Raw genomic sequence first — 21,181 nt, forward strand, 5'->3', positions numbered from 1 at the left:
CAATTCCTATCAGGTGATAGCGATGAAATTTTTAATAAAAACTCAGAGGGGAATGGAAGCAGTTGCTGGTAATTACATCAAGGAAGCTTTGGAAGATTCTAAGGTCTGGATTTCCCCTCAAGGGTATTCCGGACTGATTTTAGTTGAAACCGATGATAAAAATGCAAAAGAGAAGATTTTAGAAATCCCAGAAGTTGAGAGAGTTATTGAGGTCTTACATGAGGTTCCCGCTAAAATTGAAGATATTTTAAATGTCGCCGAAGATCTTGCCAAGTTTATCAATGAGGGAGAGACATTTGCCGTTAAGACTAAGAGGAGAGGAAAGCACGACTTCACAAGTGTTGATGTTAATGTTCAGCTTGGGGCTAAAATAAAAGAGCTCACAAATGCTGAAGTTGATTTGAGCTTTCCAGATAAAGCAATTCTGGTTGAAATAATCGGAGATAAAGCTTACATCTCAGTTGTTGGAAAAGAGGAGTGGAAGAAGTACACTCCAGAGAAGACAGATGCAAGGAAGCTTTTCAAAAAAGTCAGCATAGTCCAGATGCCGTACTGGGGTGATTACAAAGCCTGCAGAAACTTCGGTGAGAAAATTGGCAGAGCTGCTCAGGCATTTGAAGTTAAAGAACTAATAATAGCACCAAAAGAAAAAATTGACGGCTATGAGCTCATGGAATTTTTGAGAGGAGTGAAGATTGGACAGGAGTCAAGGTATCAGATACAAAGGGAAGCTTACCCCTGGAAAATCGAGAAAGTTCCCGTATATGTTTGGGATTTATACCAAGTGATAAGAGACAAGAGAAGAAACAAGCGTTTGCTCATAATTACAGACCCCAAAGGGCATACTCTGGCTGAGGTTAAAGATGAACTGGCGAAAGACATGTATTACGCAAAGGAAGTTGTTGTGTTCATCGGTTCGCGAGAGGGTATTCCGAGGGGACTTTTCAGATTTGCGGATTACGTTGTTGACTTAGCACCTTACATGACATTTGCAACTGAACATGGAATCCCTGGTGCATTAATAGCACTGTGGACAATTTATGAAGAAGAGCTTAGGAGAAGGGAATAATCAGCCCCTAAGGTCGTCATCATCTCTCAGCAATCCGCCTTTTCATCACATTTTAAACTTTACACAAGGGATAAAAAGATTATCCCTCCAATGATCCCACCAACAACTGTTGCAATGAAATTCGTGCCGTTATTATCAACAATGCCCCTGTTTTCTAAGGTTGCCCCTACAATGCTATCAATGTTGCACCCAATGAATCCTCCAAGCAGTGTCGCCAAGAGCATCTGCCATTTGTACTGAGTTATCTCTGCTGCAATGAAAGCAATCACCAATGCACCAATGAATGCAAAGAGTTCACCCTGAAAAGAAACGGCTCCATTAGATCCAGGCGTTGCAGGCTTTAAATTTGTGATGATCCTTGGCTTTTTCCCCAAGATTTTTCCAAGCTCACTCGCCAGTGTGTCTGCATTTGCCGTAGCTATTGAGGCAAATGTAGCTGCCCACAGAAAATCCTGTTGAAAGGCATGCTCAAACATCACAAATATCCCTGCTGCCAATCCGTTTCCCAGAACATTCCTCCAACTTCTTATGCCTTTCTTTCCCTCGGCAATTCCGATTTTCAGCTTATCTGAATATCTATATCTTGTAGAAAGAACACCCATAACAACAAAGACAACCAGTGCCAGAAAAGGATACATCCCCCCAAAATACAGGATGAGCATTCCAAGAAAAACAGCTGAAACACTGCCCATTTTATCCAGTGCTTTAAAGACATAAGCCGCGAATCCAAATACAACGAGCATGATGAACTGAATCACTGAAATCCCTGTCATTTGTGCCACCATTTCAAAGGTTATTTTAAATCAAAGAAGGATAAATAAGAAGCTTTATTACATTTTCTCTCGCTTATTGACGAAAGAGGAATAGGAAAAGAGCTAAAGTATCTCAAACTTAACGATTTCGGTGATAAATGTTATGTCCATCTTGTCAATCCCGTCTATTTTCTTAGATATCTCATGTATCTTTTTCTCAATATCCTTCATATCCTTGGGGGCGACCAAATGGATCACAAGGTTGTGAGAACCAATAGCCCTTTCAATGATCTTAATGTCCTGATCATCCTTCAGCCTCTCAATTATCTCATCAACTGGGGCTGCGGGTTTAAGAGTAATGCCCAGTATAACATAAACGTACCCCAACCTGTCAAAATCTGGTATTATGGTATACTTCTTGATGACTCCCATCTTTTCAAGTTTATCCAATCTTCTGGAGATTCTCTGTCGTGTTGTTTTTAATTGCTCCGCCAATTCTTTGTATGTAAGTCTTGAATTCTTCGCCAAGAGGTTGATAAGCTGTATGTCGACCTTATCTATTTTAGCCCTCATCAGCAAACACCTCAATGTTATACTATACACAATTTATTAAAAATGTTTCGAATCTTATCCAATATACTAAATGTCCTCCAGAACATTGTGAAACAAGTTGTTACGTCAAACCCTCGTTACTTTGGAATATACAGGGCAATATAGTTACCAAAAGTTACATGAAAGTATTAGTGGTAATGATGGGATTAGGGGAGTAGTTTGGAATACACAATTCAAAGTAGTTACGAATTGTCATTGCCATCCAATTTATCGCGATTCCGATATTTTGATATGGATGCAAGAAGAGCATTTTCGACATCTATACCATAATAATTTGCTATGCATAATAAAGCGAACAGCACGTCTCCAATTTCCTCTTTCAGGTTCTCCATTTTTCCATTTCCCTTTACGTTCTCAAACTTGAGCATTTCGTCAGAAAGTTCCCCCAGTTCTTCCACGAGTGCTGCAAGCATCTCAAATGGTGCCCAGTACCCACCAAGCTCTCGAATTAACTTATCAACCTCTCTTTGCAGCTTGTTCATGATAGATCACCAAGAAAATATTGAAAATCAGCTAAACTCTGCCTCTAAGAGCTTAATGTATTTTCTAACTTCTTCTAAATTCGTTCTGTAGAACTTTAATTTTCCTTCCCTTCTCTCATAAACGAGGTTCATATCCTTAAGAGAGCGGAGGTGGTGGCTTATAAGAGTTTGGTCCTCCTCAAGAGCCTGGGAGATCAAACAAACACACATCCATCTGTTTTTAACCATTTTGAGAATCTTATATCGAATTGGGTTTGAAATGAGCTTCAGGAATCTTAAAAGCTTCTCGTTGGTTTCAATGCCAACCTCCTCGTCAAGATCTATTATTTCACAGCTTTGAAGACATCTTTTCACTGTTCTTTTCTGCTTTTCATTCAACTTTTCGATGAGATCCCGAATCTTCACATTGCATCACCCACATACAGGTTATTCTCACAACTCCTTTATAAAATTTCATGTGAAATTCTTTTTGCTTAATTTGTTTAGTTACCAAAATTATTAAAAACTTTTTGTTAGTATACTAAAATTAGAGTGGTCGTAAAACATGGGGAGGTGATAATTTGGACCCATTAAGCGGATTTTTGGGATCACTTATCTGGTGGCTGTTTTTCCTGTATCTACTACTCTGGCCCCAGATGCAGTACAGACAACTTCAGCTTATGAGAGCGAGGCTTCTTCAAAAACTATCCAGAAAGAGGAACTCAACTGTAATAACAATGATCCACAGACAAGAGAGCATTGGTCTTTTTGGAATACCCTTCTACAAGTTTATCAGCATTGAGGACAGTGAGGAAATTTTAAGGGCTATACGAATGGCTCCGAAAGATAAACCAATTGACCTAATTATTCACACTCCCGGAGGGTTAGTTTTAGCGGCAACACAAATAGCAAAAGCACTAAAGGATCATCCTGCAGAGACGAGAGTCATAATCCCTCACTACGCAATGAGCGGTGGAACTTTAATAGCCCTTGCAGCAGACAAGATAATAATGGATCCCCACGCGGTTCTTGGACCTGTTGATCCACAGCTCGGACAGTATCCAGCTCCAAGCATAGTTAGGGCAGTTGAAAAGAAAGGTCCAGAAAAAGTCGATGATCAAACCCTAATTTTGGCTGATGTTGCGGAAAAGGCTATCAACCAAGTTAGGAACTTTGTTTACGAATTGCTTAAAGACAAATATGGTGAAGAAAAAGCCAAAGAGCTTGCCCAAATCCTCACAGAAGGCAGATGGACTCATGATTATCCAATAACTGTTGAAGAGGCACAAAAACTTGGTCTTCATGTAAGCACTGACGTCCCAGAGGAAGTTTATGAGCTAATGCAGCTTTATCCCCAGCCAATGAAGCAGAGAGGAACAGTTGAGTTTATGCCATACCCGGTTAGACAGGAAAAGAAGTAACTAATCGACAATTTCTATTTTTACTTCCTTTCCGTCACTTGTGTATGCTTTTACGCTCCATTTTTCAAAAGGATATGCGATTATTATATGAATCCCACCAAATTTAGAAAAGAAATGCAAATCCGCTTTTGAAGGTCTCCCATAGGGAGTGGGATGTGAATGCACAGTTCCTTTTATGTTTTCGTCATGGGGCAAAAGCCATGGATCAAAGAATATCGAGCGCTTTCCGAAGTGTCCTTTGGGTATAATTAACACTTCCTCAAATATGCCATCTATTTCCCTCAAAAAGCCTCCAAATTCATTTGGATAGAAGTCTCTTGCAAGTTGGAGGAGATATTCAAAGAGCTCTCTTCTAATCTTTACTTTCATTTTTCTCCCTCAGCATGTCAAGAGGAGTGTACAAGGTAATCCCCTCTTTTCCTTTAACCAAATCGCACGCCTTGTCAACTTCTTTTATAATTCCTTTCCAGAGCTCCTCGTTCTGCATTTTAAAGCTCTCAAAAATAGCTTTTAGTTCTTCTTTTTTCTTGATCACCTCTGGATCCTCTCTAAGCTTCAGTTCATCTTGATCTTTAAGCTCTTTTCGTAGAATATAAGTCCCAAGAAATGCCGCGGGGAACCTTGATACAGGGAACGACAGAAACAAAGCTGACCTTAGGGGGACTGCTTTATATGCCTGCATGCTGTTTATCCCTTCCACAACAACACCGTATTTTTTGGGAATTGACTTTATTCTGGTTAAGAGGACTTTCCTACCAAGCAATCCTTTTCTAAGCTCCAGTTGGATGTAGCCATCTTTTATAAGCTTGGCCAATGTTGCTCCAACTATGGAGTAGGCAACGTCATAGGCATTGTATCTTTTCTGCCATTCAAAATATTTAACCCCTTTTCTTATCGAGTTTGTCTCTCTTGCAAAATCTTCAAGAAACAGCAAGACCAGCACACTTGGACTCAGCTCCATTTTAACCACAAAATAGAGATAATTAAAGAGGATTATAAGAATTTCTGCTTCACTCAAATATGGCAATTGCTTCAATTTCTACCTTCACACCCTTTGGAAGATTTGACACCTCAACGACAGCTCTTGCAGGCTTTGAATGTCCAAAATATTCCTCATAAACCTTATTGAACTCTTCAAAATCTCCCATATCTCTTAGATACACTGTGACTTTGACTACATCTTCAACCGTAGCCCCTGCTGCTTCAAGTACTGCAATGAGATTCTCAATTGCTTGCCTTGCTTGTTCCCTTATGTCTCCTCTTACAATCTGACCACTTTCTGGATCAATAGGGATCTGTCCAGAAATCGCCAAGAATTTGCCGGGATTTTCAACAAGGATAGCCTGACTGTACGGACCTATTGGTTTAGGTGCATTTTCAGTAAAGATCATAACTTTCTTCATCTCTCTCACCTCAGATTAATATAATAGCATTTTACTGCCAAAAATTTTGTGGTGGATAAAATATGGAGTCAGCGAAGCGAAGAGTCCTCATTGCCTCTGCTCGGGTGTCCTCGGCATCATCATCCACAGCTTCAACCTTTTTTCTCCAAATACTTTTCAAGAGGTTTTGCTGGAACATCAAGGCTAAGCCCAACCTTTTCAAGCATTTTTCTCAAGGCATAGATCCGGGCATGCTTTTCAAATTCTGAAGGTGCATATCTGTGGGCAGGGAAGTGGAGGTACTTGTCAACGAGGGTTTTTATCTCCACATCACTTTTTGCCTTTTTGACTCCAGCAAACCATTCATCAATGCCTTTTAAATCTATTTCCGCATAGATTGGCAGCTTTGATGTAATGGTTTCATTTATGCTTGCCAGAAGCCTTGCTACATCAGCCAGTTCGGTTTTTTCGTCTATAATAAGCCTTTTTACAACTATCCAGCTCCCATGTTTGGCTGTAAAGTTTATGTGATCCTCTTTATATGGCAGCATTATTTTAAGTTCCATTATTGGATCTTCGGGGTAATAAACGCTCAACATTCTTGAAAGAGTTTCCCTGACAAGTAATGCCTTTGCAACATCTACTAACTGTTTTTTGAGCTTTTTATCACTTTCAAACACCATTTTTCCAATCTTTCTTGAAGTTTTTGGAGATTTCAGAACCTTAACAACCTCCCACAACTCTCCTTCAGCAAGGTCTTCAGCAAGACTCATAACTGCAGCCACATCAATTACATCAATTAGATACTCCGAAATCTTCATATTTACAGTGTTGGAGATGCTTGCCAGAAAGTGTGCAATGTTTTCGTCTCTCATTACCAGAAGCTTGTCCCCAACCTTCCAATTTTTATGTTTGGCTGTAAACATTACGTGCTCCTCAATCTTCATTTCCACCACCTTCACTTTTTTGTAGTACCCTATATTTTAGCTTTTCCTAACCTCATAAAAAAAGTTTATAAGATTAGCACAGTTTAACCATTCATGAAAGCGAGAATTAGGGGTATTAAGAATGGGCGAGGGGGAAAAGAAAGAAGATAGAATTGAACCGTCTCAGGGGTATGGGGAGAGACTTGATCTTGGAATTGAGTTTCAAACTACTGAGGAGATTAAAGTTCCAGATAAGCTTATTGATCAGGTTATTGGTCAAGAGCATGCTGTCGAGGTTATAAAAACCGCAGCGAGACAGAAAAGGCACGTTCTTTTAATAGGTGAACCGGGAACCGGAAAGTCAATGCTTGGACAGGCAATGGCTGAGCTTTTGCCAACAGAAGAACTGGAGGATATCCTTGTATTTCCAAATCCTGAAGATGAAAACATGCCTCGCATTAAGACAGTCCCAGCGTGTCAAGGAAAAAGGATAGTGGAGAGATATAGGGAAAAAGCTAAGAGTCAAGAGAGCATTAAGTCCTATCTCCTGCTCTTTGTACTGTTTGTGGTTATGATAGCAGTCTTGATGGATCCCAGCCCCCAAACCCTCTTAATGGGTCTCTTTGTGGTAATAATTTCAATAATGGCGATTTCCAACCTGAGACTTAAGAATCAAGTTCTTGTGCCGAAGCTCCTTGTTGATAACTGCGGAAAGAGAAAGGCACCATTTGTAGATGCCACCGGTGCACATGCTGGTGCATTGCTTGGGGATGTTAGGCATGACCCTTTCCAGAGTGGTGGATTAGGAACACCAGCCCATGAAAGGGTAGAGCCAGGAATGATACACCGCGCTCATAAAGGAGTTCTGTTTATAGATGAGATTGCGACTCTCAGCATAAAGATGCAGCAGAGCCTTTTGACTGCAATGCAGGAGAAGAAATTCCCAATAACTGGTCAGAGTGAGCTTTCAAGCGGTGCAATGGTTAGAACTGAGCCAGTGCCATGTGATTTTGTACTGGTTGCCGCAGGAAATCTTGACACAGTCGAAAAAATGCATCCTGCATTGAGATCGAGAATTAGGGGTTACGGTTATGAGATATATATGAGGACCACAATGCCCGACACCTTAGAAAACAGGAAAAAATTAGTCCAGTTTGTAGCCCAAGAAGTGAAGAAAGATGGGAAAATTCCCCACTTTACCAAAGATGCTGTTGAGGAGATAGTCAGAGAAGCCCAGAAGAGAGCTGGAAGAAAAGGACATTTAACATTAAGGCTGAGGGATCTTGGTGGTGTTGTTAGAGCCGCAGGAGATATAGCAATTAGGGAAGGAGCAAAATATGTAACAAGGGAACATGTACTTAGGGCTCTCCAGCTTGCAAAACCTCTCGAAAAACAGCTTGCAGACTGGTATATTGAAAGAAAGAAGGAGTATCAGGTTATCAAAGTAGAAGGCGGCGAGATTGGTAGAGTGAACGGCTTAGCCGTCATCGGAGAACAGAGCGGTATTGTGCTTCCAATTGAAGCTGTTGTTGCCCCCGCAGCGAGCAGGGAGGAGGGTAAGATAATAGTTACCGGTAAGCTTGGTGAAATTGCAAAGGAAGCTGTTCAAAATGTCTCTGCTATCATAAAACGCTACAAAGGTGAGGACATAAGCAACTATGATATCCACGTTCAGTTCCTGCAAACTTATGAGGGGGTTGAGGGTGACTCTGCAAGCATAAGCGTTGCAACAGCGGTTATATCAGCCTTAGAAGAGGTTCCAGTTAAGCAGAGTGTAGCAATGACAGGGTCTTTAAGTGTTAGGGGTGAAGTGTTACCCGTTGGTGGTGTAACTCCAAAGATTGAGGCAGCAATTGAAGCGGGGATAAAGAAAGTGATAATTCCAAAGGCGAATGAGAAGGATGTCTTCCTAAGTCCAGATAAGGCTGAAAAGATAGAGATAATCCCAGTTGAGACAATAGACCAAGTTCTTGAAATAGCACTTGAAGAATCAGAGAAGAAAGAGAAGCTCATAAAGAGGATTAAAGAAGCCCTTCCGCTTTATCCATCCACACAATCATAAACAGTTTTGGCAATCTCTTCCCCCTTCTTTGTATCTGTAAGTTCTTTGATTATCACTTTCCCTCCGGGATATATGCTTGTCTCAAATCCGTTCATGACAGCTATCAGAAGCATGTTTGGAATCAGCTTCTTTATCTCTATTCCCTTCTTCTTGAGGCACTCTGAAACTTTATCCAAGTCGAGTTTTATCTCTTTGTCCCAAGAATAAAGCTGAACCACTACTCCCTTCATGGTCACACAGGGCTTTGCTATTATCATCGCTTACCACCAACAGAAGCTCCAAATTAAAAGTTAAAAACCTTTAAGCACAGTGGATATCATGCTGCTTGAAATTACCCTATTAATTATAGTGCTGTGGGACGCCTATTTTTTCTTTAACTACATAATTAGCTTATTGTGGACTTACAGAATTAAAGAATGGACTCCACTTGTGAGCATAATCATTCCAGCATATAATGAGGAGGGAAACATTAAAGAGTCAATAAAATCTGCACTTTCTCAGGATTATCCAGCCTTAGAAGTTATTGTGGTCGATGATGGAAGCGAGGATAAAACGTTCAAAACTGCAAGTTCCATAAAGGATGAGCGCCTAAAAGTTTTCAGAAAAAAACATGAGGGAAAAGCCAAAGCTTTAAATTTCGGATTAACCAAAGCCCAAGGAGAAATAATAGTAACAACAGATGCAGATACAGTATTGGACAATTCTGCGGTTAAAGAATTGGTAAAGCGATTCTATGATGAAAGCGTTTTAGGTGTTGGTGGACAAGTTAGAGTTTTAGCCGACTCCCTTTTAGAAAGAGCTCAAGATGCTGAACATCTGAGAATAGCAATGTTCAGAAGAGCCAAAGAGCTTGAAGACTTAAGCGTGGCTCCTGGTCCTATAAGTGCTTTTAGGAAGGAAGCTCTGGAGAAGATAGGTGGCTTTGTCAAGAGTAGAGTTGAAGATTATGCAACCACAAGGAAAATTAAAAAATTTGGTAAGGTAGTTTATGCCCCAAAAGCCAAAGCATACACAAAGATGCCAAATTCATTAAAAACGCTTTGGATTCAAAGAAGAAGATGGTTTTTGGGAGATTTGATGCACTTGGGGGGAGGATTATCGAAGGAATGGACATTTCTAATTCTAAGCGACATTATAGCCCTTTTTGATGTGCTTGTGCCCCTTCTCCTGATGATCCATAGAAATTGGGCCCTGCTTGCGGCATTCATAGCTTTTGAAATTATAACAATGTTGATCCCAACATTAATAGAAGGAGGAAGTATGGTAAATGCTCTCATGTTCCCCGTATTCCTATGGTTCTGGGCACTGTTCTACTTGACATTGCATATCTACGGATATTTATGTCTTTTAAAATCGAGAATCACATAACTCTTCCTTCTTTTCTCAGCCGTAAAGCTTAAAAACTCAACAACTTGTCTATATAGTCTATATAGAGCACTATAGAATATAGAGGTGATTGCATGGAGTTGGCAATAATTGCAGCAGGGCTCTTTATGGCATGGAGCATAGGAGCTAACGACAGTGCAAAAGCTGTTGGAATTGCTGTAGGATCAGAGATTTTAAACTTTAAAAGGGCAGTTTTTTTGATTGGAGTGTTTTCCCTCTTGGGAGCATTTCTCGGCAGTTCAAATGTTGCCCACACAGTGGGTAGCAATATTGTACCAGACTTTAACAGAAATTATCTTTCTTTTGCACTTTTAGCATCTGCTTTAGCTGTAACTTTTGCTTCACTTAAGGGATTGCCGATTTCAACTACCCAGTCTATTATAGGAGCGATCGTTGGGATTGGGATTTACCAGAAGACTTACGTGAATTGGGGCATTGTTTTAAAGATAGCTTTAGCCTGGGTAGTCTCCCCAATAGTATCAGCTATACTGTCCATTTTGATTTTTGCTGTGTATGGATGGATCATAAACCACATTTCAAAAATTTATGAGATTGAAATTCTGTACAGATGGATGATAATTTTAAGCTCTGCTTATGCATCTTTTAATCTTGGAGCAAACGAACTCTCAAACGTAGTTGGCCTCTTAACCTACTCAACAAATATTGAAGTCGGCACATTAAAGCTAATCCTTGCGCTGGCGTTATTCATTGGAGCCCTAACTTTCAGCTATGAGGTGCTGATGACTATTGGCAAAAATCTGACCCAACTCGGCCCTTTAGCTGGGTTTTCTGCTCAGTTTGGTGCAGCCCTTGCTGTAACCTCAGCAAACATAATAGGACTCCCCGTAAGCTCTGGCCAGGCAATCATTGGAGGAATTATTGGATTGGGAGTATTGAAAGGACACAAAATCAACAAGAAGTTGGCTTTTAATATTGTAAAAGGCTGGATTTTGGCGCCTTTGGTTTCTTGTTTATTGACTTTGTTGTTTATCAAAATTTTTTAGTGTTTTGCTAATGCCATTTTAAACACTCAGGATTACCAAAAACCATTGCAAGAAACACTTCAAGAGAGTGCTTCGGAATACCTTTTAAACCACCTCCCCTATTAGCTTTTGGTGTTGAGAAATGTTCAAGTTTGAGATAAAAGCGAGAGATGCTGCTGGCAGGATTGGAAGGCTTGAAGTTAATGGAAAGAAAATTGAAACTCCAGCCATCATGCCCGTGGTCAATCCAAAACAGCTCATAGTGACCCCAAAAGAGCTGAGAAAGATGGGATTCCACATAATAATCACAAACTCGTACATCATTTACAAGGATGAAGAGCTGAGACAAAAAGCTCTTGAAATGGGAATTCATAAGCTTTTGGACTACGACGGCATAATTGAAGTTGATTCCGGCTCATTCCAGCTCATGCGCTATGGGGGAGTTGAAGTCACGAACAGAGAGATCATTGAATTTCAGCATAAAATCGGCGTAGACATTGGAACCTTTCTTGATATTCCCACAGTTCCAGACGCTCCAAGAGAAAAAGCTGAGGAAGACCTGAGGATAACCTTAGAGAGAGCTAAGGAAGCTGAGGAAATAAAGCAGGTTCCGATGAACGCAACGGTTCAAGGCTCAACATATCTCGACTTAAGGACTTATGCTGCCAAGAAGCTCAGCGAGATGAACTTTGAGATTCATCCAATCGGAGCAGTTGTCCCATTGATGGAGTCCTACCGTTACAGGGAATTAGTCGATGTCGTTGTCGCTTCAAAGCTCGGCTTGAGACCTGACAGACCTGTTCATCTCTTCGGCGCTGGACATCCAATGATATTTGCATTAGCCGTTGCTATGGGAATTGACCTCTTTGATTCAGCATCATATGCCTTGTATGCAAAAGATGACCGCTACTTAACTCCAGAAGGAACTAAGCATTTGAGCGAGCTCGAATACTTCCCATGCTCCTGTCCAGTCTGCTCCCGCTATACGCCCCAGGAACTTAAAGAAATGCCGAAAGAGAAAAGGGTCAAGATGCTTGCACTCCACAACCTCTGGGTGATTAGAGAAGAAATCAACAGAGTAAAGCAAGCAATAAAAGAAGGAGAACTTTGGAGGTTAGTTGATGAGCGCTCAAGGTCTCATCCAAAGCTTTTCTCTGCGTACAAGAGGCTGCTTGAGTACAGAGATTACCTTGAAGAAAATGAGCCAATAACAAAAAGCTCGGCTTTCTTTAAAGTTAGCGAAGAAATAATGGGGACGCCCATAGTCTGGAGAGCTAAGCAGAGGGCTGAGAGGGTTAAGCAGAAGTTCTCTGAAACTATAAACCATCCAATCTTCGGTGAGATTCCAAAGTATTTGAGTTTGAGCTATCCTTTTGCCCAGAGTGAAGGAGAAGAGGACTTCACAATTGAGAAGCCAAAGAAAAACGAGGCAAAGCTCTACATCCAAGCTGTGGCAGAATACCAATTTGGCGAAGGAGCTGCCGAAGCTTTCAAAGATGCATTTGTTGAGCTGTCAAGGAAGACAGGAATGCCGAGGCAGATAAAAGCTAAGGGCAAGCATTTAGCAACATTTAGAGCTGAAGATGGATTGTTGACACTTGGAATTGAAGGGGCGAAGAGAGTTCACCAGATTTTACCTTATCCAAGGATGAGAGTCGTTGTCAATGAGGATGCAGAGCCTTTTGCAAGAAAAGGAAAGAACGTCTTTGCGAAGTTCGTGATTGATGCCGATGAGAACATAAGACCATATGATGAGGTTTTGGTTGTCAACAAAAACGATGAGCTTTTAGCTACTGGACAGACTCTGCTCAGTGGAAAAGAGCTTAAGATATTCCAGCAAGGGTTAGCTGTAAAGGTGAGGAGGGGAATTGAAAAATAATCACTCCAAAGGCGACCTTCCATATTTTATGAAAACTCTCAGCTCTTTGTTTTTTCTCTTTAAGTAGTTCATGAGTGCCTCAAGCTCCGCCTTGAACATCCTCTGCTCAATCTTTACTCCTTCATGCGCCCTCTGAAGAGGCCTTATATACCCGCTGCTCTCATGCCAGAGGAGCTTTCCTATGAGCTCATCGTCGATTGTGCGGTTAGATTGAAGCAGATATATGACTCCACCCTTCATTGTCCTGATGTAAGCTGACGGAACTCCTTTTTCTATGAACTCCTGAACAGTTGGGAAGTATTTTCTTAAAACCCTTGGAAGACGATGAGCTATTCTCTTTTTCTCCTCGGTTTTCTCCGGGTCGTAAATTACGTAATAACCTGGAAGTTCTTCCCCATAAACCTTGAGCAGGTAAGCATCAAGGAACGGAACATCAACAGCGCTGATGCCAAACTTTGAAGTAATTTTTCTGTTGTAAAAGCTCTTTGCTATGTATATAAGCTCCTTCTGGAGAAGCTTTTCGAGAGAGTAAAGATATTCAAGGTAACCCAAAACGACGTGGATGGTATTCTTGGCATCTTCAAGGGTTAGAGTTTTTGGCTCAGTATATTCTTCCAGCCTCTCTGCAATTTTTATGATTTCATCTTGAGGCATGTTGGTTCTCAGGGCATCTCTCAACTTCTTTAATGCCCCATCATAGTTGACAACTTCTTTACCTTCCATTGCTTTGTAAAATTCCGAATAATCCCCTATGACATCATCCGCTAATATAACTCCACTGTAAAGCTCCCTCTTTTCCTTTAAGCGCCTGGATAGATCATAATAGTGATAATCAAGCCTATCAATGAAGTCCTTAATAAGGTCTTCGAGCATCTTATCTCCTAATGTCTCCATTACAGTAGTTATACCCCTCACGCTCTCCGGATAAACTGGAGGTCTCGTTAAAGAACCTGTAAGGGTTCCGTCCATCAAAATCATGTGCTCTTCAGTCCCAACCAGAGCACCAAGCTTGTTCTCAAGGGTTTCCATCTGCAACCTGATTATCTGGTCAGAGATTCCATGATTGTAAATCATGGCATTGGTGTAAACCAAACGTGCGCTTTTGCCATTACCAAAGGCAAAGGATGCAACGGTATAGATTATCGTTCCGCTTAGCCTTGCCTTACCTTGACTGCCATCAACAGCATAAACTTTGCTCTCTTTCTTTTCTGGCAGAGGTTTCCACTCAATCTTCCCACTTAAAGCATTTTCAGCCTCTCTAAGCTCACTGATGAGCATGTTGAGAATTTTATCCGCCTGATCCTTTGAAATTAGGCGATACATTCAGCTCACCTCGACCTCTTCCACTCTTGAAACCCCATTCTCAAGTCTAACCCTAATGACCCTGTCTGCAGCGTCTTTCAGCTCCTCATCGTGAGAAACTATGATCACCTGCGGGATTTTTCTAAGGTAGCGCTCCATTATATCAACAAGCCTCCTCCTTCTCTCGTCATCAAGATAGGGCGTCGGTTCGTCCATTATAAGTAAGGGGATTTCTCCAGCAAGATACAAAGACAGAGCCAGTCTAAACGCCAGTCCAAGGGCTATCCTTTCACCACCACTTAAGAATGACAAATCCCTTTCTTTTCCATCGTAAATAACGCCAAGAACAACCTTACTCTCCTTAGCCTTCACAGTTATCCCTGAATACTTCTCCTCTGTCAGCTCCTCAAAGATTTCACTTGCATATTCTCCAACTTTTGCCAAAGCATCTTCCTTGAGAATATTCTTGAACATTCTGACTTTTTCTCTCAGCTTTTGAACTCTCTCACGGGCTTTCTTTAAGTCTTCAAGCTCCTTTCTCTTGATTTTAACGTTTTCCTTCTCATTCTTTAAGTTTTCTAAGTTTTTAATCAGCTCCTCTTTTCTTTTTTCAAGATTTTCAAGCTCAGTTTCTGCCTTTACAAGTGCCTCCCTCTTTTTAATGTGCTCTTTTCTAACTCTTTCATGTTCATCTTTGCTGTAATCCTTTTCAAGCTCTCCTAACCTTTCTTTTATCTCAGAAAGAGCTTTTTCCAGCCCAGCTTTTTTCTCTTTAAGTATCTCTAATTCGTTCTTGTCCCTTTGAAGACGTTCTTTTTCAGCCTTGAGTTCTTTCTGCGAGTTCAAGAGCTTTAGATATTTTTCATAAATCGGTTTCAACATTCCAATCTCGGCTTTTAGAGTGTCGATGTCCTCAAATCCGAGATTCTTAAGTTTAACTTCATACTCATACAAATTGGCTTTGATTTCAGAAATCTTTCTCTCCAGATAGATTTTCTTCTTCTCCAAGGCAGCTTTTTTCTTCAGTTCCTCTTGAATGCTCCTCAATCTCCCCTCAAGCTTGTTCTTCTCAGCAGAGAGGTTCTCATGCTTCTTAACTTTCTCCTCAAGCTCCTTGAGGTTAAATTTAGAAAGCCTCTTTTCATGTTCCTGCATTTGATTGAAAATCTCCTCGTTAGCTATAACCTCCTTCTCCTTTTTCAGTATTTTCTCAATCTTTACAAGCTCAGCCCTGAGTTCTTTTTCCCTCCTCATAAGCTGCTCCATTTCTTTTGCATAGCTCTCGATTTCCAGAGTATATTTTTTAATCAAATCCTCCCTGTGCTTCTCCGTTAGTTCAGCTCCACAAACTGGACATTTGCCCTTAGCTTTTCTGAGCTCCAAAATGGCTTTGTTCTTCTCACTTGTGGCGTTTTTTAGCTCTCCCTTTTTCTCTCCAATTTCTTCAATTTCCCTAAGGATTTCCTCTTTCCTCTGCTTGGCGTTTTCAATTTCAGCTTTGAGCTTTTTGAGTTCCTCTCCGCTTAAGCTGAGCCTTTTCCTTAGGGATTCAATCGTCTTTTTAATTCTTAAGGCTTCATCATACTGCTTGACATATTCTTCCAGTTCTCCAAGCTGTTCGTCAAGTTTTGATATCTTCTCTTGTAATTCCTCAAGTTCCTCCGCCCTTCCTTCCAGCTCCTCGAGTCTTTCCTTGATCTGAGATATCTGACCTTCATATCTCTCAACCTCTTTTTCTGCTTTGGCTTTTATCTCGCTGTACTCTTTGTAAAATTCTTCAAGCTCTTTGTACCTTTCTGCCTTGGGCTTAATTTTCTCAAGCTCTTTGACCTTTTCATCAAGTTCTTTAACTTTTAACTCCCTCTCAGCTATGGAAGCAGCAAGGGAGTTTATCTTTGCGTTTATTCCTTCAAGGGATTTCTCAATCCCAGACTTGCTTTCTTTTAACTTCTCAAGCTCCCTGGCAAGTTTGTCAAGCTCGTCTAATTTTTTCTCAAGCTCCTCAACTTCCCTTCTAAGTCTTGGAATTTGAGGAGAAAGCTCATTTATCTGCCTAATAGCACTGCTTAGTTCTTTCTCAGCCTCTTTAATCATATCATCTATGTTCTTCATTGCGTTCAGGTATTCTTCAATTCCTTTAATTTTGGAGTCTATCACTTTTCTGACCTCAAGAAGGTTTTTGTATGCGTTTTCGTATTTATCAAGCCCCAACACTTTCCTCACAACTTTCTCTCTGCTTTCATCACTCTCAAGTATTGCATCAATCTCTCCCTGTCTTATGTAAATTGCATTAACAAAAATGTCATAAGGAATAAGCTTTTCCATCCAGTCTCTCACAGCTTTTTGATTGGCATCGGTTACATAGTGCCAAGTGCCGTCATAGTACTTAGCAAAGGCGATGCCCCTCGTTATGTTGCGGTGAACTTGATATCTCACTCCATCTTTTTCGAAGAATATCGTTATCTCTGTGCTTTTTCCATTAACACGGAGGAAGCTGTCTTTTTTGAGGTCTTTAGGTTTTGCAGGCCAGTATAAGCCAATGAGTATCGCATCAAGCAGGGAGCTTTTTCCAGAACCATTTTGACCTATTATCAGGTTTATTCCAGACGTAAAAGTTACTTTAGTAAATTCATGAGAGCGGAAGTCCCTCACAATGATTTTTTCAATTCTCATATTCTCACCCCTTCAACCAAGCCAAAATATCAGATTTCTTCTTTGGGGGAGCTTTTTTCACTTTTTTCTCAGCTTTTTGCACCTTTATCTCCCTTTCCGCCCGTGGCTCTGTCTTTTGGAGCTTTTCTTCTGTCTCTTCCTTCTCAACGACTTTCTTGTCAGCATTGGTGGAATCTTCTATGCCCTCCAAGATGAGCTTTATTATCTCATCGAACTCCTCAAAGTCCTTCTCTCCAACTCTCTCAATTACCTTAAGCTCCATAGGTGTGAAAAACTCGCTTGCAGTTGTCCCTTTCGCCTTCAGGAGGGAAGCTTTGCCGAACTTCGTTCTTATGTGGAGATACCTAACCTTGAAAACATCATGGAGGAAGGAAACGTCAAAAGGCTTTTCCCATTCAATATGGACTCTCAAAAATGCCTCATTCGGTATCTTTGCCACCAACCTCTTCAGCTCCCTTCTTGCAACACTTTCATTTGCCTTTATCCTGATATCATAGAAAGGTCTGACGTCTAATTTAATGAACCGGGGCTTAAAGTCTTCAACTATCAAAAAGCCCTTATCCTCTCCAGCTTGAAGTGAGAACTTATTTCCATCCCATCTGTATCTGATCTCATAATCCCCAAAGTCCCACCTCTGCAGTGAACCAGGATAAGCTACGATGCCAAGACCCTTGCTCGTCTGCCACCTCTTGTGTATATGCCCCATTGCATAATAGAGAAATCCATCTGGCAGATCCTCAAGGGTTATCTCAAAGTAATCTCTCTGAGTTTCAAGATAAAGCTTGTCCATCATCTCCTTTATTCCCTGATGGAGCATCAGTATGGCATCTCCATCTGGCTTGAAATAATCGCTGAGCTTATTTCTCTCAAACCATGCGGCACTCATGAACTTCATTCCGTAAATCTCAATGCTCTTATTCCCTTTCTCAAAAACTCCCTTGACAATTAATTTTCCATTGACTTTTTCCGTAGTTTGGTATTCATTCTCCTTTTTCTCCTCGCTGAATCCGAGAAGATGAATCAACCCCAAAGACTCAAGGAGATGATAGGCGGAGATCTTCTTCTGGGTTCTGTCATGATTTCCTTCAACGGCAAAAACTGGAATGTTATCTTCTTTCGGAATCGACAAGATGTCAATAGCATCTTTAATGGTTTGGGGGCTTGGATTGCTCCTGTGGAATAAATCTCCGGCTATCAAAATAAAATCGACTTTCTCCTCAACTGCTTTTTTTATTGCAGTCTCAAATGCCTCTCTGAACTCTTCAGCTCTATAGGGCAAGCGGTACTGCTCAAATCCAAGATGGACGTCAGCAATGTGGGCAAATTTAAAGGTCATACTCTATCCCCTCATCCTCATAAATCTGCTGAATTTCCCTCTCCCTTTCTTCTTCCTCAGCCCTCTTGAGCCATCTTGAAACGACCCCTATATCCTCACCACCGTAATCTCCGCCTTTAGATTTAAAGTTGTGTATTTTGACCAAAGCGGGTAGAGCAATTGCTTGGCCAACTATTACAGCCTCACCTTTACCGAGAGAGGCGATATCTGAGAGCAAATCAGAGCTCAGCTGTTCACTCGCTTTGAGAACATAATCTTGGTCTTTTGGATTCACAATCCTCAAAATTATCTTCGTGTTTGTTTGACTCAAGACATCCTCATTCAGCTTATTTGGTCTTTGGGAGACTATCCCCAACCCTACACCGAATTTTCTACCTTCCCTTGCAATCCTGCTTAAAATTCTCACAGCATCATTGTGCTCTCCTTGCGGAGCAAAGATGTGAGCCTCCTCCACAATCAGAAGGATTGGTTCAGCAAGGGCTTTGCTCTTAGCCTCAATATCCTTCATAGTTTTTTCAAGCTCTTTCATTTCTTCATCAAGCTTTGAAGTTCTGGCAACTCTGCTTTCTCTCAACTCTTCCTTTATGCGTTCAAGCTTCTTCCTTGCTTTTTCATAATCAACTCTCGCCTCAAAAATAGCATGCAAAAGCTTACCAACTACAACTTTCATCTGCCCCTCATCCAAAGGACCTAAATCAATGACATTTGCTTTACCCGGCTCAATTTGGGAAATCAAATCCTCACTCGTCAATAACGCTCCATAGTTTCTCAGGAATCTTCTGATTCTCAGGACAACTCCCCTTAAAGTATCAACTCTCTCCGACTTGAGCTCCTCAGTGAGATAACTCTGCTTTGCTCCATCCCAGTATTTTGCCTCCTTGTGTCTTATCCAGTCGTTTATCGTTTCCATAAGCTTTTCGATAATCTCTCTGCCGCCAAGATTAGGGTAGTCATGCTTAACTGTTTCCCAAGCCTTAGCCAAGAACTCTCTCTGAATTGTCGCATTCTTTGCAACCTCGATCAAATCAGCCAATTCCTCACTGTCCATCTCCTCCGGTCTTATTTTAGCTTCAATTATCTTGACATACTCTTTTCCAGTATTTGGAAGCTTTAGCTTAATATAATCTCCATGAGGATCAAGAACAACAACTGTACCTCTAAGCTTTTCAACAATCTGGCTAATCATCACAGCCACAGTATTTGATTTACCAGCACCCGTAACAGCCAAAACTGCAAAATGCCTTGAAACGAGCTCATCAGCATTCAGATAAATTGGAACACTTTCTCTCAAAAGAAGATTTCCAACCTCTATATACCCAACTCCGGGATTGTATATTGCCCTGAGAACTTCGTCGCTTAGACGATACACCTTCCTACCATTAGGAATGGGCACCCTATTTGGCAAAACCTCAACTTTTCCTCCGTTAACTTTGATTTTACCAAGGATTCTTACAGTAGCTATAAGTTCTTCATTAGCTTCAATACTATCCCCATATTGTTCTAAATCCAGTTGAAGAGCATGATATGTGCTTTTTCCTCCGCTGAGAAGCCAGTTTATATTTTCAAGCTTTCTAATGTTGCCAATGACCCACTCACCCTCCCTATTTTGAGCAACAACAAATTCTCCGAATCGTAATTCGGCATCAGGCTGAGCAGAGAATGTGTAGTTTGTGACAGTTGCCTCTCCTCTGACTATACCAACGACCTCTTCTGTTACTCTCATGCTATCACCATCTCATAATTACTCCTGACGTGGATATAAATCTTTGTCCGATAAAAAGAGGAATCAGCCAGGAATCCGCTCATCATCTTTTCATCAGGATCAAGGGCACTCATCACTGAGCATAGCTCTTCATGGAATCTTTTAAATCTTGCTCCCAAAATGTTAAAAGTTCTTGGGGAGTAAATTAAAACATGAGTGCATCTTCAAGAGACCTGCCACAGATGAAAAGAATTCCGCTGAGCTTAGTTGTAATCAGACCTGCAAAGCTCTTTGATTTACCCGAGATAGTTAGGATTGAGCATCAATCGTTCAGAGAGCAGTACCCAAGGGGACTCTTTATGATGTTCTTAGAAAACAACCCAGACACTTTTTTGGTCGCTGAGTACAATGGAAAAGTTGTGGGCTATGTTATGGCATATCTAAAGCCAGATTTGGAAGGACACGTAATGAGCATAGCCGTTGATCCCCTTTACCGGGGAAACGGGATAGGTAAGGCTTTGATGATTTCAGTTATCAATAAGCTCATAGAAAGAGGAGCAAAGTATATAGGATTAGAGGTTAGGGTAAGCAATGAAAGGGCTATAAAGCTTTACGAAAGGCTTGGATTTAGAAAGGTGAAAAGGATCATCGGCTATTACTCAGATGGAGAAGACGCATACTACATGGTTTTGCCAGCGAACGAATGGAGGGAAGGAAATTGAAGGAACCAATAGCCTTTTATCTCAGCGGAGAAAGGGTTTTTAGTGAAAGGGAGAAGGCGATAAATCAGTTTTACAACAAGCGGTATTTTGGAGAAGTTGTTAATGGGAAGCTCTTCTTATCCTTAATTGAAGCTGCATACCTGATGGACAGAGGAAAGATTAAAGTGTTCGACGGGAACAAAGAGCTAAGCCTAAAAGAGCTTTTTGATTTGGGAAGGAAGAAAGACGAGCAGTTCGATCTGAAGTTTTTAGTGTACAAAGATTTAAGAGATAGAGGGTATGTTGTAAAAACTGCCCTTAAATACGGCTCTCACTTTAGAGTTTACCGCAAAGGCATGGAGGAGCATTCAGACTGGCTTGTTTGGGTTGTGAGTGAAAACCAAAAGATGTTTCCGAACGATCTAACGGCGAGGGTTAGAGTCGCACATGGAGTGAGGAAGAAAATGATCATGGCGGTTGTTGATGAAGACAACGACATTGTGTACTATCAAATTGAAAGGGTGAAGTTTTAAA

21 protein-coding genes are annotated in these 21,181 nt (G+C 41.0%); 8 read left to right on the forward strand and 13 right to left on the reverse strand.

Features of this window, described 5'->3' with window-relative positions; genetic code table 11:
• Positions 1–22: 22 nt before the first annotated feature.
• The gene (locus TERMP_RS04485; RefSeq protein WP_013467174.1) at positions 23–1,069 is read left to right on the forward strand and encodes an SPOUT family RNA methylase; all 1,047 of its coding nucleotides are present in this window, start codon (positions 23–25) and stop codon (positions 1,067–1,069) included.
• A 59-nt stretch (positions 1,070–1,128) separates the two neighbouring features.
• Here TERMP_RS04485 and TERMP_RS04490 read toward each other — a convergent pair whose 3' ends face one another.
• The 4 genes from TERMP_RS04490 to TERMP_RS04505 form a co-directional block, all read right to left on the reverse strand.
• On the reverse strand, positions 1,129–1,842 hold the full coding sequence (locus TERMP_RS04490; RefSeq protein ID WP_013467175.1) for a DUF92 domain-containing protein: 714 nt from the start codon (positions 1,840–1,842) through the stop codon (positions 1,129–1,131).
• Positions 1,843–1,944: 102 nt separating this feature from the next.
• Positions 1,945–2,394 carry an Lrp/AsnC family transcriptional regulator gene (locus TERMP_RS04495; RefSeq protein ID WP_013467176.1) on the reverse strand — a complete coding sequence of 150 codons (450 nt, stop codon included), beginning with the start codon at positions 2,392–2,394 and terminating at the stop codon, positions 1,945–1,947.
• Between the two features lie 221 nt (positions 2,395–2,615).
• Complete coding sequence (locus TERMP_RS04500) at positions 2,616–2,915, reverse strand: MazG nucleotide pyrophosphohydrolase domain-containing protein (RefSeq protein ID WP_013467177.1); 300 nt, start codon at positions 2,913–2,915, stop codon at positions 2,616–2,618.
• A 27-nt stretch (positions 2,916–2,942) separates the two neighbouring features.
• Entirely contained in the window at positions 2,943–3,320 is a 378-nt protein-coding gene (locus tag TERMP_RS04505) for an ArsR/SmtB family transcription factor (RefSeq protein WP_013467178.1), read from the reverse strand.
• 155 nt (positions 3,321–3,475) lie between these two features.
• On the opposite strand from TERMP_RS04505, the gene TERMP_RS04510 reads away from it, so the two are divergent.
• On the forward strand, positions 3,476–4,315 hold the full coding sequence (locus TERMP_RS04510; RefSeq protein WP_013467179.1) for an SDH family Clp fold serine proteinase: 840 nt from the start codon (positions 3,476–3,478) through the stop codon (positions 4,313–4,315).
• On the opposite strand, the gene TERMP_RS04515 is transcribed toward TERMP_RS04510, so the two are convergent.
• The 4 genes from TERMP_RS04515 to TERMP_RS04530 form a co-directional block, all read right to left on the reverse strand.
• Entirely contained in the window at positions 4,316–4,684 is a 369-nt protein-coding gene (locus TERMP_RS04515) for a Mov34/MPN/PAD-1 family protein (protein ID WP_013467180.1), read from the reverse strand.
• Positions 4,668–5,276: a hypothetical protein gene (locus TERMP_RS04520; protein ID WP_013467181.1), complete on the reverse strand. Its 609-nt coding sequence runs from the start codon at positions 5,274–5,276 to the stop codon at positions 4,668–4,670. Before TERMP_RS04520 ends, TERMP_RS04515 begins: the two co-directional genes overlap by 17 nt.
• A gap of 49 nt (positions 5,277–5,325) precedes the next feature.
• Positions 5,326–5,718, reverse strand: a complete 393-nt coding sequence (locus tag TERMP_RS04525; protein WP_013467182.1) for a RidA family protein — start codon at positions 5,716–5,718, stop codon at positions 5,326–5,328.
• A 131-nt stretch (positions 5,719–5,849) separates the two neighbouring features.
• Positions 5,850–6,644, reverse strand: a complete 795-nt coding sequence (locus TERMP_RS04530; protein ID WP_013467183.1) for a DUF2666 family protein — start codon at positions 6,642–6,644, stop codon at positions 5,850–5,852.
• 121 nt (positions 6,645–6,765) lie between these two features.
• Here TERMP_RS04530 and lonB point away from each other — a divergent pair, with 121 nt between their 5' ends.
• Positions 6,766–8,685 carry an ATP-dependent protease LonB gene (gene lonB / locus TERMP_RS04535; protein ID WP_013467184.1) on the forward strand — a complete coding sequence of 640 codons (1,920 nt, stop codon included), beginning with the start codon at positions 6,766–6,768 and terminating at the stop codon, positions 8,683–8,685.
• On the opposite strand, the gene TERMP_RS04540 is transcribed toward lonB, so the two are convergent.
• Entirely contained in the window at positions 8,664–8,942 is a 279-nt protein-coding gene (locus TERMP_RS04540) for a hypothetical protein (RefSeq protein ID WP_013467185.1), read from the reverse strand. The genes lonB and TERMP_RS04540 overlap by 22 nt on opposite strands.
• Positions 8,943–9,003: 61 nt before the next feature.
• On the opposite strand from TERMP_RS04540, the gene TERMP_RS04545 reads away from it, so the two are divergent.
• From TERMP_RS04545 to tgtA, 3 genes are all read left to right on the forward strand, one after another.
• On the forward strand, positions 9,004–10,053 hold the full coding sequence (locus tag TERMP_RS04545; RefSeq protein ID WP_013467186.1) for a glycosyltransferase: 1,050 nt from the start codon (positions 9,004–9,006) through the stop codon (positions 10,051–10,053).
• Between the two features lie 92 nt (positions 10,054–10,145).
• The gene (locus TERMP_RS04550; protein WP_013467187.1) at positions 10,146–11,075 is read left to right on the forward strand and encodes an inorganic phosphate transporter; all 930 of its coding nucleotides are present in this window, start codon (positions 10,146–10,148) and stop codon (positions 11,073–11,075) included.
• A gap of 121 nt (positions 11,076–11,196) precedes the next feature.
• Positions 11,197–12,933, forward strand: coding sequence for a tRNA guanosine(15) transglycosylase TgtA (gene tgtA / locus TERMP_RS04555; RefSeq protein ID WP_013467188.1), 1,737 nt, complete (start codon positions 11,197–11,199; stop codon positions 12,931–12,933).
• Here tgtA and nurA read toward each other — a convergent pair whose 3' ends face one another.
• The 4 genes from nurA to herA are packed head-to-tail and all read right to left on the reverse strand — an operon-like array spanning position 12,934 to position 19,967.
• Positions 12,934–14,256, reverse strand: a complete 1,323-nt coding sequence (gene nurA / locus TERMP_RS04560; RefSeq protein ID WP_013467189.1) for a DNA double-strand break repair nuclease NurA — start codon at positions 14,254–14,256, stop codon at positions 12,934–12,936. It lies immediately after the preceding gene.
• Positions 14,257–16,908 (reverse strand): DNA double-strand break repair ATPase Rad50, encoded by a 2,652-nt coding sequence (gene rad50, locus TERMP_RS04565; RefSeq protein ID WP_013467190.1) that lies wholly within the window; start codon positions 16,906–16,908, stop codon positions 14,257–14,259. It abuts the gene before it with no gap.
• Positions 16,909–16,912: 4 nt separating this feature from the next.
• The gene (gene mre11 / locus TERMP_RS04570) at positions 16,913–18,244 is read right to left on the reverse strand and encodes a DNA double-strand break repair protein Mre11 (protein ID WP_013467191.1); all 1,332 of its coding nucleotides are present in this window, start codon (positions 18,242–18,244) and stop codon (positions 16,913–16,915) included.
• Positions 18,234–19,967: a DNA double-strand break repair helicase HerA gene (herA, locus tag TERMP_RS04575; RefSeq protein ID WP_013467192.1), complete on the reverse strand. Its 1,734-nt coding sequence runs from the start codon at positions 19,965–19,967 to the stop codon at positions 18,234–18,236. The genes mre11 and herA overlap by 11 nt, the downstream gene beginning before the upstream one ends.
• A 191-nt stretch (positions 19,968–20,158) precedes the next feature.
• Here herA and rimI point away from each other — a divergent pair, with 191 nt between their 5' ends.
• Both rimI and endA read left to right on the forward strand, forming a co-directional pair.
• Positions 20,159–20,668 carry a ribosomal protein S18-alanine N-acetyltransferase gene (gene rimI / locus TERMP_RS04580; RefSeq protein ID WP_013467194.1) on the forward strand — a complete coding sequence of 170 codons (510 nt, stop codon included), beginning with the start codon at positions 20,159–20,161 and terminating at the stop codon, positions 20,666–20,668.
• Positions 20,665–21,180 carry a tRNA-intron lyase gene (gene endA / locus TERMP_RS04585; RefSeq protein WP_013467195.1) on the forward strand — a complete coding sequence of 172 codons (516 nt, stop codon included), beginning with the start codon at positions 20,665–20,667 and terminating at the stop codon, positions 21,178–21,180. Before rimI ends, endA begins: the two co-directional genes overlap by 4 nt.
• Position 21,181 lies beyond the last annotated feature (1 nt).

The organism is Thermococcus barophilus MP (assembly GCF_000151105.2).
Classification (GTDB): domain Archaea; phylum Methanobacteriota_B; class Thermococci; order Thermococcales; family Thermococcaceae; genus Thermococcus_B; species Thermococcus_B barophilus.